This is a genomic window from Flammeovirga sp. SJP92, assembly GCF_001583495.1.
In the GTDB taxonomy this organism is placed as follows: Bacteria; Bacteroidota; Bacteroidia; order Cytophagales; family Flammeovirgaceae; genus Flammeovirga.
On the sequence record NZ_LQAQ01000047.1, the window covers coordinates 1 to 14,922 of the forward strand.

Genomic DNA, 14,922 nt, shown 5'->3' on the forward strand with positions numbered 1-14,922 from the left:
GGCAAGGATCTTGTCGACGCTTTTTATGAATCACCATTAATTGGTACAGAAGTCTTCACTTACAACCAAAGTTCAATATCAGGTTTAAGTGCCTCATACCTTAGTAAAATTCCTTATAAAAGAGATATTAGTACATGGAGGATGGTTCAGATAACAGGTATTATTCAACTTTTCACCTTTAAAAGTTATTATACTACATCATTATTTTTTGGTTTATGGTCTTTTTTAGGCACTTGGAAATTAATACAACTATTTACTACATTATATAAGCATTATTACAAAATGATATGTATTGCAGTATTATTTATTCCATCATGTATTTTTTGGTCTAGTGGTATAATTAAAGAAGCAATAACAACAGGAGGTATTGGTTTTTTTGTTTTTTACTTTTACAAAATACTGAATAAAAAAATAAAAATAAATTACATTATTAATTTGATTGTCTGCTTTCTTTTGATCAAATGGGTCAAAGGAGCAACTATCTATGTATTATTTCCATGTTTAGGATTATTAATATTTTTAAATTATTATCAAAAAATTACTTTTATTTATAAACTTACATTTTCTTTTCTATTAGTAATATCAATTCCATTATCCTTTTATATAATATTACCAAAATTACAAGTATTCATTCAAAAAAGCGAAGAATTTAATTCAGCTCAAAGTACCATTTCTGGATTCCAAGGTGATCATGGTTCTCGTTCAAAAGGTCATGGAGGAGGTGAAGCCTCAACATATCATTTAAGTACTGCTGGAGATTTATCTTTATTAGGTATGCTAAAATCTTTTCCAGAAGCAATCAGCTACACATTATTTAGACCATTTCCTTGGGAAACATCTAAACTTGTTCAACTCATTGGTTCTTTTGAAAGTTTTGCTATTCTTATCATGACTTTAGTTATTCTTATAAAAGTTGGCCCCATAAGAAATATGAAAAATACTTTTAATGATCCAAATTTAGCTTTTATACTTACTTATTCATTATTATTTGGGTTTATTGCAGGGTATATATCTTTCAATTATGGTGTTTTACAAAGGTTTAAAACCCCTATAATGCCTTTTTATATAATATATCTAATTATTAATTACAGTAAATCAAACTCTAAACTAAAGCCTTTTCGTAAAAAGAGATAGTATCTTCAACCATTCTCGTTAAAGAAAAATAGCTTATGAGTTTATCATAACCATTTATAGCATAAGTTTGCCTTTTTTCAGGGTTTTCAAATAAATATATTATTGCTTCTGCTAACTTTTCAATATCATATGGCTTAACTAATATTCCATTTTCGTTATCTTTAATAATTTCATTTGAAGCTGAAACATCAAATGCTACAATAGGAAGCTTAGCATTCATTCCTTCTAAAAATACCAACCCAAAACCTTCAGATATTGATGGAACTATCATCACATCAGATTTCAAGAGATACTCATTTACATCCTCAGTAAAACCTATAAAACTAACATTTTCTTCAATATCTAGATCTAATGAAAGTTGTTCAAGAGACTCTTTACACTCTCCACTTCCTAAGACAAATAGATTAACATTTGGTATATGATTTTTTACTTTTGAAAGTGCTTCAAATAATAATTTATGCCCTTTAAATGGAATTAATCGTCCTACAATTATTAGTTGATAAATAGGCTTTTGCGTGATAAACTCTTTTCTATTATCAATAGCTGGATAATTAAAACCATGATGAATTGTTGAAATATTATCAGGTTTAGATATAGTTAGGTCTATAAATAAATCTTGTAATCCTTTTGAAACTGCGAAAGATTTTTTAATAAACTTTTCACTGAATTTACATATATAATAATATTTATCTCTTATTTTTTTTTCCCCTTTAAAACCATGAAGTTCAATATACTTTTCGTCGTACCCATGTTTTGTTGATAATTGGATTATTTTCACATTAAAAAACAACTGTATTAACGCAACCCAAAAATCAGCATGAATAAGATGTGTGTGAACTAAATCAAAATTATCTGACTGAATAATTGTTTTAATTTTATTTAATAATTGGAAACTAATATCAGAATTTGATTTGACATCAAAAACCTTAATTCCAAGTTCTTCTAGCTTTCTGTTGAAAAGTAAAGGTTTATCTCCATCTTGCATTAAACGAACAGAAAGAAATTGACATTCAATTCCTTTACGTTTTAACTCTGGTAATAATTCTAAAAAATATTTTTCTGAACCTGCAAGTCCTTTAACTTTCTGAATAAAAAGTACTTTCATTTAATATTTATTTAATACAATAATCAACTTATTTAACTTAATATCTTAACATACTCTTTAAACATATTTTCATTTGACAACTTTTCTTTAGCATATTGAATAGATGCCAATGAGAATTTTTCCATTTTTTCTTTTGATGTTAATAAAGTTATTAGTTGAGTTTCTAAATCTAATGCATCTTCCAGCTCATATAATAATCCGTTCTCATTATGCTTAATTATGTTTTTAACTCCTTTAACATTTGTTCCGACTATAGGTAATCCACAAGCCTGAGCTTGCATAATTGATGTACTCATAGTTTCTCCAAATGTCGCATGTACATAAATATCTAATGAGTTTAAAAATTCAGGTATTTCACTTTGAGTTATGGTACCTAAAAATTCAACATTTTTTTGGATTTTTAATTTTTGTGATAATTCCTTTAAATTCTCTAATTCAGTACCATCTCCAGCAATTCTTAGAATTAAATTACTGTTTTTCGTTACTAATTTAGAAAAAGCTTTTAATAAAGTGATATGATCCTTAATTGGAACTACCCTGCTTATCATCCCAATCCTCATAAACCGCTTATCAATATTAATCATCTTATTTGGCTTATAGAAGGTTAAATCAATCCCATTAGGGATTATCCGTATTTTTCTATTTATAAAGATATTAGGAGAGTTATTTATCAACTCTGTATGATAAGCTTTTGAAAGAAAAACTAAATAGTCACTTAAGAAAACTGATAGATAAAGTAATATCCATTCTAACTTTGTTTTCAAATGATTTGCTTGTGTTTCCCTTACTATTATTTTTGTTTTATTAAATACGGAATAAACAAAAGAGGGTATTATATTATAACTACCATGAAGAAAAATTCTATTAGGTCTAATTTTTCTAATATTTTGAAAAATTTTTAACCAAAAAAATATATCCATCCCCTTTTTTTTCCTCACAAATGTATATGTAATGTTATATTTCTCAAAATTTATTATGTACTCCTTTAGAGGGTCTTCTATTCCGTATAAAATTACATTTGAATCATAAAGCGATAATTTATCTGCCTTTAATAAGGAAAAAAAAACATTTGCATGTCCACCTAAGCCACTATAGAATATATGAGTTACTTTAAATTTTAACTTCATTATATATTAATTCAAAGTTTAAATAATTAACAGTAAAGAAATTTTGAAATTTCACATTGCCAATAGAATTGTATTCTATTTACAATAATTTATTAAGGATATATTTCACAAAATATTTTGGAGATGAAATAAAATTCATAAATAAAAAGAATAAGGATTTCATTTCTTTGTTATTTTGAAATCTTCTAATATGATATTCTCTTTTTAATAAATATTTATCTTTAATATATTTTTCTAATAAAGACTCATGATAGCAATTGAAATTATTTTTCAATTCTTCATCATTGCCCAAACCATCTTTACCATATTTTAAATTTTGATTAAGTAAATAGACAACAAGTCTACCAATAATCATATTATTCGGATCACTTGGAATTTTATTAGTTATTGACTCAGGATTATAACGATAAAAATAAGTTTGTTCTTTTATATTTATCATTTTATACTTGAGTATCATTTTCCCAAACCAATACCAATCAACACCTCCCTTTCTGTTAAAAAAAAGAGGATATCCTCCAAACTCATCTAACAATTTCTTCTTAATCATAATTGAAGCAGAAGTAAAAAGGAATTCATTTGGCAACGCTTTCTTGATTTCAATATGGGAACTAGGAAAACAAGACTTTTTTAATATTTTTTGATCATTGGTTATTTTTATACTTTGAGTTCCACATAAACACAATTCTTTGTCATTTAAGAACTCATTTACTTGTAATTTTAATCTATCTGTTGTTGACCAATCATCTGCATCCTGTATAGTTATCAAATCTCCAGTACATAAGTTAAACAACTTATTTGATGTGTGTAAATTCCCTAAATTTTGCTCATTATGGTAACAAAAAATTCTTTTATCCTTAAAGTTATCAATTATATTTTTCGTATTATCAGAAGACCCATCATCTGCAATCAATAACTCCCAATTTGAATATGTCTGATTAACAATACTATTTATTGCTTTTTCTATATACTGCTCACAATTATAAGCAGGCATTATAACAGAAACCTTAGGGTTGTTATTCATCTTTAAATAAAATTATGATTTGTTCAATAATATGGTTTAGATCATATTTCTTTAACATAGACTTTCTTCTTTCAAGAAGATTATAACTTGAAGGATCATCAATAAAGTTTGATATTTTACTGACTGCATCACCATTAGATGTATAAGTCCATTCCATATTTGTGTCGTCTATTATGCTAGACACACTCCCAACGTTATTGCCGATTATTGGTGTATTTGCGTAAATTGATTCAAATAATACTCTGCCAAATGCTTCACTACATACTGAAGGAAAAATACACAAATCATAGTTGTTGAGAGTTTTGATCGGATTATTCGTTCCAGGAATAAAGTTTACTTTTGTATTTAAGTTATATACTTCTACCTTATTTATTAAATCATATAAATATTTGTCTTGTTCACTATTTAAAGGCTTTCCTATAATATCTAAACTAAGCTTATCATTATTTTTAACTAGTTCATGAAAAATTTCTATCAATTCATGAACACCCTTCTGGTTTGTGATTCTTCCAAGGTATACTAGTTTTCTTATTTCATTGGATTTTTCTGCCTTAACTGAAGGAAGTTCATCTACCCAAAAACCATTTGGGATAATTTTTAATTTTGAAACAGGTAAACCAACATCTGAATACAAGTCAAACATTACCTGATTAGCTACAATAAAGTAATCAACATAATCAATTAACAAACCGATTTGATTTTTTTTTGAAATATAAAAATTACCATTCTCTATATTAGGAGGAAGCCTCAGATGACAAATGACTTTACTATGTGTAAATCGACTTATAATAAATGCTATAGGTAATTCTAAGATTTCATTAATGTAAATAACATCATATTTCCTCCTTTTCAATAAAAAGGAAATTATTGTATAAACAAACTGTAATAAAGAAAGAACTGAATGACGAATATGCAATGATGGATATTTCATACATATCACTCCTAAATTCTTATAATCAGGTATATAATCACCATTTGATTTATATAAAAGGTCTACATCAATATCATTTTTCCTTAATCCCTTTATTATATCAAATAAGCTTTTCTCTTGTCCTCCTCTAGATGATGAAGGTACAGGATCTATTGCTAAAACTCTCATCTAATAAATTTCAGAATGTATTCTTTTAAGAGAATTTGAAAAATCTCAAAATTTAATCTATTACTTTTAAAAGGTATGCATCTTAATATTTCAATATATTGTCTAAATAATCTCAAGGGAGATTTAGTTTCAATATTAAGACGAAAGGCTGATTGTTGAATCAAGAAAAATGAAATAAGTTTAGCAACATTTCTGGTTCCTAGGGTCTTTAAAAATGGATAATATGATTTAAAAACCTCATCTAGTAGTCCTATTTTATTATATTCCCAAAATTTTGTATTGAATACAGGTACTTTTGTTCTAAACTTAGGCACATATAAAGAATCATACTTAGTCATTCTATTGGTTACAAAATAAATAAAAAGATAGATGTTTCTATAATTTTCATTTTTTATATAATCATCTAATAAAGATTCTCTCTTCATTACTAATCCAGACAATTGATGTCCTAAATACGAATAATTTAAAATATCAGAAAATGAATTAGTTAATAACTTAGAATCAAAACCAGGATTTCTAACTTTTACCAAAGTGCCATCTTCGTATTCTTTTAAAATACCAGTGATGACACATCCTATATTTTTATTAAACTGTAATTCATCTACACAAAATTTCAAATACCCCTTATCTAATATATCATCATCACCAAGCCATACAATATATTCAGAAGTAGCTTTAGATAACACTGAAACTACATTCCTCTCTAAACCAATATTTTCAGAATTTCTATAGTAAAAGATGTTCACATCTTCATTAGAATTAATAATAGTTTTTACAACAGCTTCTGTATTATCACTTGAACAGTTATCAGAAATATGTATACAAATATGTTGATTGAGGTTGTTTGTTATAATTTCATCAATTAGATAGATCAAATTATTCTTTAATTCTTGTGATCTATTATAAGTTGGAATTAAAATATCTAACAGCATAAGTTTGTTTTACCAGAGTTTGTCTTTTTGTGAAAGAATTGGACTTTGAGATTCCCAAGGAATATTTATGCGAGAATCATTCCAAAGAATTCCGCTCTCTGAATCGGGCTGGTAAATATTATCAGAAAAGTACAAAACAACTGTATCTGGTTCTAAAGTTAAATACCCTGTTGCATAACCTTTTGGTATAAATACACTTTCTTTAGGATTATTTAAAATAATGGATCCTGAGTTTAAACATTCAGATTCTTTGGTCCCTGAGACATTAACAAAGCCTATTTGTGCCTTCCCTTGTACTACTCTAAAAAACTTTGCTTCAGCAAACTCCTCTTTCTGGAAGTGCATACCTCTTAAAGTGTACTTTTCTTTAGTATGCACATAATTCGACTGTTGAATAACATAATCCTTAAAAACTGAAGTGTTTTTATCAAATGCTTTTAAAAAAACACCTCTTTCATCACTAAAAAAATGACTCTCTATATGGTGTACTTCTTCAAAGTAACTGTTAATTATTTTCATAATATTCTTTTAACCCTTCTTCAATAGATATTTCGGGGTTCCAATTTAATTCATTTTGAGCTTTTTTTGATGAAATACCCAAAAATTCCATGGATTGATCTCTTCTATTGACTTCACCAAATTCATACTTTGGCAACACATAACCTTTTTCCTCAAGTTGTTGTAGCATCATTAATATTACCTCTTTTACACTATTTGTTTTATCAGATGTAATATTATATATTCCGTGATAATGAGAAGTTGAACTAGCCAACTTAATCACCAATTTAGCTACATCTGCAATATGTGTAAATTGTCTCTGTTGTAAACCTGAAGAAAACTTGAGATCTTTCTTATCCTTTACAGATTGAACTATATAAGGAAATAGCCTATTCTCATTTTCCCCCTTACCATAGATGTTAGTCAAAATCAAATGCAGGTGTTCAAAATCAAATGGCGACGATTGATGTTTATGGTGTATAAACTGTGTTAGGGTTTTCTTTGATATACAATAGGTATTAGGAAGTTTATTATTTGAAAAAACAAAATCTTGTTCGGATAACAACTCCTCACTACCAGTATCACCTATTTCAAAATAGGATCCAAAAGTAAATAGTTTCCCTTTAAACTCATGTTCAAGTAGTCCTTCTATCAATTTAATCGCAAAGAAAGCATTAATTTCTAGAATATCTTGAGAACTTACTTCCTGTTTTGGTTGCACACCTGCTGCCATTGTATTAATAATGACATCATTTCTCGACCATTCGTATACCCATGAATGAATTTGATCTTCATAAGCATCGAACGTTTTAATTCTATACTTAGGTTTTCTTGAATGATCCTCCCCTTGAGAGGGATAGAACATCCAAGATTTTTTTGTTCTTGTATAAATGGTTATTTCATCTTGATCATTCAAAGCATACTGTTCTAGTATCTTTTCCGCTAAGAATGAAGACCCTCCTATTAAAGCTATTTTCATCCTAAATATTCGTCTATTTGTTGATTAGTATAGTCTGATGCTGGAATTTTCTCTTGAAGTACTGCCTTATACCATTGAATAGTGAAATTAATGGCTTCAGAAGCATTTTTTTGAGGTTGCCACCCCAATAAATTGGATGCTTTAGAACAGTCTAGTCTTAACAGTTTTGCCTCATGAGGCTGTTTTACTTCAACTGCTTCATAATTACCACTTCCCCAAATTTCCACAGCATTCTGTACTAATGTTTCTACATCCACAAATTCATCGTAAAGAGGACCGAAATTCCAAGCACTTGCCCAGACTGCAATATCATTTTCTTCTGATAACTTTTTCCCAATCTGTAAATAGCCAATCAATGCTTCTAAAACATGTTGCCATGGTCTTACCGCTCTTGGATTTCGCACCTTTATTGTTTCTTCATTTGACAATGCCTTTACAATATCAGGAATGATTCTGTTGGTTGCCCAGTCTCCACCACCTATTACATTTCCAGCTCTCACTACAGCAACTGCTTTTTGATGTTGATTATACTGTTCAACAGGAAAAAAACTTTTAATAAAAGAGGCTATAGCAATCTCTGAACTTGCTTTACTAGAACTATAAGGATCAAAACCACCTAAACGATCTGTCTCTCTGTAAGGATAGAGCCATTCTTTATTTTCATACACCTTATCAGTTGTAATCATCACAACATGGCATTTTTTTTCCATCTGTCGTATAGCATCCAACAAATACACAGTACCCATTACGTTCGTTTCATAGGTATATACTGGATGTTCATAAGAAGCTAATACTAAAGGCTGAGCGGCAAGGTGAAAAACAAAATCAGGCTGAAAAGCATGTAGTTCTTTTATTAGATTACTTTGATCTCTAATATCTCCAATTATAGATTCGCAAAAATTATCACCTGATATATCGTTATATAATGATCTTTCTTCAGGTTGCAATGCATATCCTTTTACTTCTGCTCCTAACTTATGTAATAAAAGAATAAGCCATGCCCCTTTAAATCCAGTATGACCCGTGACAAAAACTTTCTTATTCTTATACGATTTTGATAATATATCCTTTAGTTCCATTTTTTCCATTGAGGATTAGTAATCCACATTTTTTCTAACTCAACCTTATCTCTTAGTATATCCATACACTTCCAAAAACCATGATGGTGATAAGCGACCAATTCTTGATCTTGGGTTAACCCTTTCATAGGCTTCTGTTCCCACATTTCATCCTCCATATTCCCTTCAAGATATTTAAATACATCCGATTTCAGAACAAAAAAGCCTCCATTAATCCAAGCTCCTCCACTACTGGGTTTTTCAACAAATCCTGTAACTTCTTCATTACTATTTGTTTCTAAGACCCCGAACTTACCCGCAGGCTGTATCGCTGTGACTGTAGCTATTTTCCCATGTTGACGATGAAAATTCACTAATGCTGTAATATCAACATTTGACACACCATCTCCATAAGTTAGCATAAACTCCTCTTCTCCTTCTAAATAAGATTTTACTTTTTGTAATCTACCGGCAGTCATTGTATTCAAACCAGTATCCACTAAAGTTACTTTCAAATTCTCAGCATTTGCTTTATGTATTTCCATCTGATTATTGGCTAAATCAAATGTTACATCTGCATTATGCAGAAAGTAATTTGCGAAATATTCCTTTATGATATACCCCTTATAGCCTAAACAAACTATAAAATCATTGTAACCATGAGACTGGTATATTTTCATTATATGCCATAAAATTGGTTTTCCTCCAATTTCAATCATTGGTTTGGGTTTTAGGTGTGATTCCTCAGAGATCCGAGAACCTAATCCACCTGCGAAGATGACTGTTTTCATTTAGTTTTTTTAAAAAAAAATATTTTCAGATTATTACAACACACAATAACTTCTCATAATTTGAAATATCATGTATATAAAATTAGTTTCTATATCATTTTTAAAGTTAGTATCCTTTAATTATCCTTACGATTATCTAATTCTTTCAAAAAGAACATATCGTGCCTTAAAAGAATATCTTCAAAATAAGATTTTCTCAAATATGATCTAAGAGAAAACAACCTCATCAATGCTTTTTTATCTAAATTCGTAACAGCATTGATAAAATATATCAATAAAAAAGTATAATATGATACAACTCCTTTTTTAAACCAAATATAAATAAAAGATAATAATGCTTGTTTTGCCATAACCTCTTTCACACCACTACCTCCTTCTTTATGAAGAATTTTGGCATAAGGGTAATATATTATTTTATATAATGGTCGTATTCTATTCCTACACCAATCTGTTTCTTCAGAATATAAAAAAATATGAGGGTCAAAACCTTTTGTCTTTCTAAAAACTTCAGACTTCAACATAAAGAAAGCACCTGAAACACCTGAAACTTCTGTTATTCCATTAAGGTCTTTTTTCTCATTCGATCGAAAAAGTTTAATAAAACGATTTGTATTCAAAAAATATTCTTTAAGATTATATTCTCCCAAAAATACAGGATCTACTTCCTTATTCTCTAAATTGATATGCTTACAACCAAGTACACCAACTTCTTTATTTTCTTCTGCGATTAAAAAGTGATAACATTTAGTGATCGCTTGGTCTAAAATAATTGTATCAGAATTCAATAATAAAAAAACATCCCCTTTTGCAGCCTTCATACCCCTATTATTTGCTCTACCAAAACCTTCATTTGTTTGATTTTCAATCAAAGTAATAGTTGAGTATTTTTCTGAAAATAATTTTGGATCACATTCCTGAGAAGCATTATCGACTACTATAATTTCAAAAGTAATATCTTTAGTTTCTTTATAGATAGAGTCAATACATTCACAAGTCATTTTAAATGTATTGTAGTTAATGATTATAATTGAAAGTTCCATATTTGTATTTTTTTATTCTTCAGTCCCAATGCTTTTTCCTCAAAAATGTGCCATGAAAAATAAACAAAGACAAATGACAACGCGATACTCAATAAAGCTAAATTGAAAACTGTGATTGATGGAAATATTGCAACCAGCATTTGTAGCACAAAAAAACCATATAAAAATATTCCATAAGAATAATCTCCTTTGAAATGAGTATATAAAAAGATATTAGATATGAAATAAATCCACACACTTTTATTTTGATAATGCTCTTCACTTGAAGATTCAGAAAAAAAAGGAGCAATTATAAAGACAGATATCAATAACATCACCCATAATGCTGGAAATATTCGGAAACACTTCTTCTTTATATAATCAATAATAGACTCTAACTTATCTAATAACTTGAAAATCAAACATCCAGAGATAGCAAAAAAAGCATTCACTGCAAATGAAGATAAAGACAACTGATGATTAGTCAATCGATATAAAATATCTTTTTTTGGTGAACCTAATAAAGTATAAGAATGCGTTATAATAATAAAAGAGGCTAAAAAGTGTCTGATTGGGTTTAGGCTATTATTCATTATCTATATTCCTTTCAAGAAAAATATCTTCACATTTAGCTTCTTTTATTAAGGGGCTATCTTGCTTCATCCATTGAGGATTAAAAAAATTTGTAATATCTACTTTATTTAAAGGGACTGATAAAAATGTCTCTATAAGCTGATAAACTTTTAAATTGTCTTTCAGTAAATCGTGTAAACTTATTTCTAAAAACCTTGAATCATCTTTCTTTACTTTCTCAACTGATTCTCTATACACATCACACGTTTTTTTATAATCCTTAATTCTTTTTCTCAAATATAATTTAAATAAAATATAACTTTTTATATAGTTGATCGGATTTCTATATAGTGTTCTTCTATATTCCTCTATCTTAATTTCTCTTCGCATTAAAGAATCTACTATTTCTATATCTGGTCTATTGATATAAATAATATTCAAGTTCGGTATGATTTCCTTCCAATGTTGTAAATACAAAACTGATCTAGGTTCTTTCCACCCCCAAAGTGAATGTTCTGCATTTCTTCGATTTACAAGATCTTTAGCTTTCCTTAATATACTAGGTTCAAAATACAATGGTGATTTAACATGTAATAACCCATCAGGGTCCAATCCTTTTAATTTTAAATCTTCGACATGTAACTTCAAAAATTCTTTATCTTCATAATGTCCTCTTTTATTACTTGAAGCAGAACCTAATAAGTCTTTTCCTATAAACACTCCCAATTGTTGCAAATAGTCTGTAAACAATGAGGTTCCTGATCTATGCATTCCAGCAATACATATAATTTTATTATCCATAATAATTCTCAAAAAATTAGCTATTTACTCATAAAAAATTACACCTTCCAATCGTTACAATCCCACATTAGTGTAGCTTCTAATTTAGAAATATCTTCTTGGTATAGTTCAATCAACATATTTCTTATAGAAGGTTCAACAAATGAATGTTTTTTTCTTTCATGCACTATTTTTTTTTCAAAAAAATAACTATCGCTATCTACCCCTAGAAAATCAAAAATATTACGTAATTGAAATTCTTGATCAGTTTTAAATGTTTCGTACTTAATAAAGAGTACCTGTTCTTTTTTAAATAAAGAAAATATCTCTTCTACCTGTCTAGAATAAAAACCTCTATCAAGATAAGAAGTCACTCGATCCTTAACGTAATTCGATTCAACTATCTTTGATCTCTCATCTAAAATAGCATCATTAAACGATCGTTTTTCATTCCCTCTATCATATTCCATATTCCAATGAGAAAAAGCTCTTTCTATTGGATTTCTCAATATTGCTATAATTTTTAGTTCACTATTATACCTTTTAAGTCTCTCCATACAATTATCCCAATACATATAAATGGGTGTAATTTCTCCATATTTTTTAGATAAATCTTTAAAAGGTTTGAAGTTTTTGTGATAAACAAAATTTCTATAAAAATGAGGATAATATTTAAATGTAGAGTCATTATCAAAATGATGTAGTTCTTTTCTAAAAGGCATTTTAATTCCTTCATGTTTTCTAAGATACCTATCTAAAGCAGTTGTACCTGCTTTTTGAGCTCCAACTACAACAAAATCTATTTTTTTTTTATTAACGTTAATCATTAAATTTGTTTATAAACATGTATACAAATAACACTACTTATTGATATAATATTAATTTGTGTTATTTCAGTATAACAAAGATAATAAAAGTTGACTCATCAATAAAAATTTATGAAATTAATTGCTTATATTCTATGTTTCTACTTAGTTTCAAATAATTCAATTGATTTATCCCAATCATTTAAAGAGAATCCCATCTATATAGATTATAGTAAGAATCATAATAGCTATAGAAATAGATCAAATATTCAAATAATTACCCAAAACAACGGAACAAACCAAATAGACTCACTTGCACTTGTAGAATTTGTAAATCAAAACCCTGAAAACACTCTGACATGGGACCTAAATCAACCTGTAAGCACATGGAGTGGAATCACTATTAAAAACAACAGAGTAACTGAAATAAATTTACCCGATAAAAATTTAACCTTAATACCTTCTGATATTGAGAACCTAACTAATATTAAATCTATTAAATTACAATTCAACAACATACATACAATACCCGAACAATTAACATCTCTGGAAAGTTTGCAAGTCTTAAACCTTAATGGTAATAAAATCACAAGGATAATTGATGGGTTTAGTAACATGACAGAACTCAATCAAATCTTCATTAGAGATAATAACATTTCATATATCAGTCCCGATTTCATCAATGCTAATATTCTATCTACTCTAAGAATAGAAAATAATAACCTGTCTTTCTCTGACCTCGAAAATATCAATACTACTTCTCTGCAACAAAGTAGCTCAGTATATTCCCCTCAAAACAATATATCACAGGATTCTACAATATACTTTGATAATAACTTTACCTTGTATGCTCCTGATTCCGCTACAAACAACCAATACCAATGGCATGATGAAAATGGAATTATGACCGGAGAAACTAACAGAACAATAAGTATCTCACAAGATGGAACTTATCACTGTATTATCACCAATGTTGACTTCCCCGATTTAGCGCAAGTACAAACTGGTACATATACTATGTTTAACGCAGGGCCATTCCTGACAGACTCCACAGCTGTTGCTAAAATTTATACCCTAAACAACAATAATTCTCTAAACTGGAATCTAAATTCTCCAATTTCAACATGGAATGGAATCTCACATTCCGGAAATCCATTAGATAGAATCACTGATATCAATATCCAAAATAAGAATATTAGTACATTGCCTAATGATATTAATGTACTGGATGCTTTAAATTCTTTACAGATTGACAATAACTATCTTACTTTTGAAGAACTTGAAAAAATAACTCAGGCGTTTCCAAGCTCATTTATTTATGCTCCACAAAATAAGGTAGGAGAAACATTAATATATAGCCACACTGGAAATAACATCACTTTAAACCTACCGGCTGAAATAAATTCCCCCAATAATTCCTATCAGTGGTATAAGGATAATATAATAATAGTTACCGGCGGTAACAGCAGTACTTATACAACAAATGAAATGGGGTCATTTTATTGCCTAATAACCAATTCTGAATTCCCTGATCTAACACTTAAATCGAATGATCAGTTAATTCTCAATGCACAACAATTCGTTACAGATTCAAGTGCTGTTGCTGATATTTACACTAAAAATATTAATAACACACTAACATGGGATATTAATCAACCTATTACTTCATGGGAAGGTATCACATTCGCTAATGGAAGAATTAATCAGGTAAAAGTAAATAATGCAGGACTCGACACTATTCCAAGTACATTTGCTAATCTTGATCAGCTTGACACCTTATTTGTACACAATAACAGCCTAACTTTTGAAAGTCTTGAAAACATTTTTACTACATTACCTCAAAACTTTATTTATACTCCACAAAGCAAAATTGGATCAGAACAATACCTCGATGTTTCAGGTGGTGTAAGTACCACTTTGAACCTGCCTGATGATTTTGATACTAATACCGCTAATAATACCTTCCAATGGTATAATAATGGACAAGCTATAAACAATGC

Annotated in this window: 15 protein-coding genes; 2 read left to right on the forward strand and 13 right to left on the reverse strand. The window is 28.7% G+C overall.

Annotated elements, in window-relative coordinates; all coding sequences use genetic code 11:
* Window positions 1–1,134 (forward strand): hypothetical protein (locus AVL50_RS33345; RefSeq protein ID WP_062616749.1); only part of this gene is annotated, 1,134 nt, incomplete at its 5' end.
* Here AVL50_RS33345 and AVL50_RS12005 read toward each other — a convergent pair.
* The 13 genes from AVL50_RS12005 to AVL50_RS12065 all read right to left on the reverse strand — a co-directional run bounded on the left by AVL50_RS12005 (window position 1,103) and on the right by AVL50_RS12065 (window position 12,943).
* Window positions 1,103–2,239, reverse strand: coding sequence for a glycosyltransferase family 4 protein (locus tag AVL50_RS12005; RefSeq protein WP_062616750.1), 1,137 nt, complete (start codon window positions 2,237–2,239; stop codon window positions 1,103–1,105). The two genes, AVL50_RS33345 and AVL50_RS12005, sit on opposite strands and share 32 nt — an antisense overlap.
* Before the next feature lie 32 nt (window positions 2,240–2,271).
* Window positions 2,272–3,366, reverse strand: a complete 1,095-nt coding sequence (locus AVL50_RS12010) for a glycosyltransferase family 4 protein (protein WP_062616751.1) — start codon at window positions 3,364–3,366, stop codon at window positions 2,272–2,274.
* Between the two features lie 79 nt (window positions 3,367–3,445).
* Window positions 3,446–4,387 (reverse strand): glycosyltransferase family 2 protein, encoded by a 942-nt coding sequence (locus tag AVL50_RS12015; RefSeq protein ID WP_062616752.1) that lies wholly within the window; start codon window positions 4,385–4,387, stop codon window positions 3,446–3,448.
* A complete protein-coding gene (locus AVL50_RS12020) occupies window positions 4,380–5,486 on the reverse strand; it encodes a glycosyltransferase family 4 protein (RefSeq protein ID WP_062616753.1) in 1,107 nt (368 codons plus the stop codon). Before AVL50_RS12020 ends, AVL50_RS12015 begins: the two co-directional genes overlap by 8 nt.
* Entirely contained in the window at window positions 5,483–6,418 is a 936-nt protein-coding gene (locus AVL50_RS12025; RefSeq protein ID WP_062616754.1) for a glycosyltransferase family 2 protein, read from the reverse strand. The genes AVL50_RS12020 and AVL50_RS12025 overlap by 4 nt, the downstream gene beginning before the upstream one ends.
* A 9-nt stretch (window positions 6,419–6,427) precedes the next feature.
* Window positions 6,428–6,937, reverse strand: coding sequence for a dTDP-4-dehydrorhamnose 3,5-epimerase family protein (locus AVL50_RS12030; RefSeq protein WP_062616755.1), 510 nt, complete (start codon window positions 6,935–6,937; stop codon window positions 6,428–6,430).
* Entirely contained in the window at window positions 6,924–7,895 is a 972-nt protein-coding gene (locus tag AVL50_RS12035) for an NAD(P)-dependent oxidoreductase (protein ID WP_062616756.1), read from the reverse strand. The genes AVL50_RS12030 and AVL50_RS12035 overlap by 14 nt, the downstream gene beginning before the upstream one ends.
* On the reverse strand, window positions 7,892–8,974 hold the full coding sequence (gene rfbG / locus AVL50_RS12040; protein WP_062616762.1) for a CDP-glucose 4,6-dehydratase: 1,083 nt from the start codon (window positions 8,972–8,974) through the stop codon (window positions 7,892–7,894). Before rfbG ends, AVL50_RS12035 begins: the two co-directional genes overlap by 4 nt.
* Window positions 8,965–9,744: a glucose-1-phosphate cytidylyltransferase gene (rfbF, locus tag AVL50_RS12045; protein WP_062616757.1), complete on the reverse strand. Its 780-nt coding sequence runs from the start codon at window positions 9,742–9,744 to the stop codon at window positions 8,965–8,967. The genes rfbG and rfbF overlap by 10 nt, the downstream gene beginning before the upstream one ends.
* 116 nt (window positions 9,745–9,860) lie before the next feature.
* Window positions 9,861–10,784, reverse strand: a complete 924-nt coding sequence (locus tag AVL50_RS12050) for a glycosyltransferase family 2 protein (RefSeq protein WP_062616758.1) — start codon at window positions 10,782–10,784, stop codon at window positions 9,861–9,863.
* Window positions 10,766–11,356 carry an acyltransferase family protein gene (locus AVL50_RS12055; protein WP_062616759.1) on the reverse strand — a complete coding sequence of 197 codons (591 nt, stop codon included), beginning with the start codon at window positions 11,354–11,356 and terminating at the stop codon, window positions 10,766–10,768. The genes AVL50_RS12050 and AVL50_RS12055 overlap by 19 nt, the downstream gene beginning before the upstream one ends.
* Entirely contained in the window at window positions 11,349–12,137 is a 789-nt protein-coding gene (locus tag AVL50_RS12060; protein ID WP_062616760.1) for a sulfotransferase, read from the reverse strand. The genes AVL50_RS12055 and AVL50_RS12060 overlap by 8 nt, the downstream gene beginning before the upstream one ends.
* A gap of 38 nt (window positions 12,138–12,175) precedes the next feature.
* Window positions 12,176–12,943, reverse strand: coding sequence for a sulfotransferase (locus AVL50_RS12065; protein WP_062616761.1), 768 nt, complete (start codon window positions 12,941–12,943; stop codon window positions 12,176–12,178).
* Window positions 12,944–13,054: 111 nt separating this feature from the next.
* Between AVL50_RS12065 and AVL50_RS12070 the strand changes: the two genes are divergently transcribed.
* Window positions 13,055–14,922: leucine-rich repeat domain-containing protein (locus AVL50_RS12070; protein ID WP_172826825.1), on the forward strand; the 1,868-nt coding region annotated here is incomplete at its 3' end.

What these genes read in the sequence shown, in the direction of transcription:
- AVL50_RS12005 (WP_062616750.1), bottom strand. Translation starts at nt 2,239, where the DNA reads ATGAAAGTACTTTTTATTCAGAAAGTTAAAGGACTTGCAGGTTCAGAA.
- AVL50_RS12010 (WP_062616751.1), bottom strand. Translation starts at nt 3,366, where the DNA reads ATGAAGTTAAAATTTAAAGTAACTCATATATTCTATAGTGGCTTAGGT.
- AVL50_RS12015 (WP_062616752.1), bottom strand. Translation starts at nt 4,387, where the DNA reads ATGAATAACAACCCTAAGGTTTCTGTTATAATGCCTGCTTATAATTGT.
- AVL50_RS12020 (WP_062616753.1), bottom strand. Translation starts at nt 5,486, where the DNA reads ATGAGAGTTTTAGCAATAGATCCTGTACCTTCATCATCTAGAGGAGGA.
- AVL50_RS12025 (WP_062616754.1), bottom strand. Translation starts at nt 6,418, where the DNA reads ATGCTGTTAGATATTTTAATTCCAACTTATAATAGATCACAAGAATTA.
- AVL50_RS12030 (WP_062616755.1), bottom strand. Translation starts at nt 6,937, where the DNA reads ATGAAAATAATTAACAGTTACTTTGAAGAAGTACACCATATAGAGAGT.
- AVL50_RS12035 (WP_062616756.1), bottom strand. Translation starts at nt 7,895, where the DNA reads ATGAAAATAGCTTTAATAGGAGGGTCTTCATTCTTAGCGGAAAAGATA.
- rfbG (WP_062616762.1), bottom strand. Translation starts at nt 8,974, where the DNA reads ATGGAACTAAAGGATATATTATCAAAATCGTATAAGAATAAGAAAGTT.
- rfbF (WP_062616757.1), bottom strand. Translation starts at nt 9,744, where the DNA reads ATGAAAACAGTCATCTTCGCAGGTGGATTAGGTTCTCGGATCTCTGAG.
- AVL50_RS12050 (WP_062616758.1), bottom strand. Translation starts at nt 10,784, where the DNA reads ATGGAACTTTCAATTATAATCATTAACTACAATACATTTAAAATGACT.
- AVL50_RS12055 (WP_062616759.1), bottom strand. Translation starts at nt 11,356, where the DNA reads ATGAATAATAGCCTAAACCCAATCAGACACTTTTTAGCCTCTTTTATT.
- AVL50_RS12060 (WP_062616760.1), bottom strand. Translation starts at nt 12,137, where the DNA reads ATGGATAATAAAATTATATGTATTGCTGGAATGCATAGATCAGGAACC.
- AVL50_RS12065 (WP_062616761.1), bottom strand. Translation starts at nt 12,943, where the DNA reads ATGATTAACGTTAATAAAAAAAAAATAGATTTTGTTGTAGTTGGAGCT.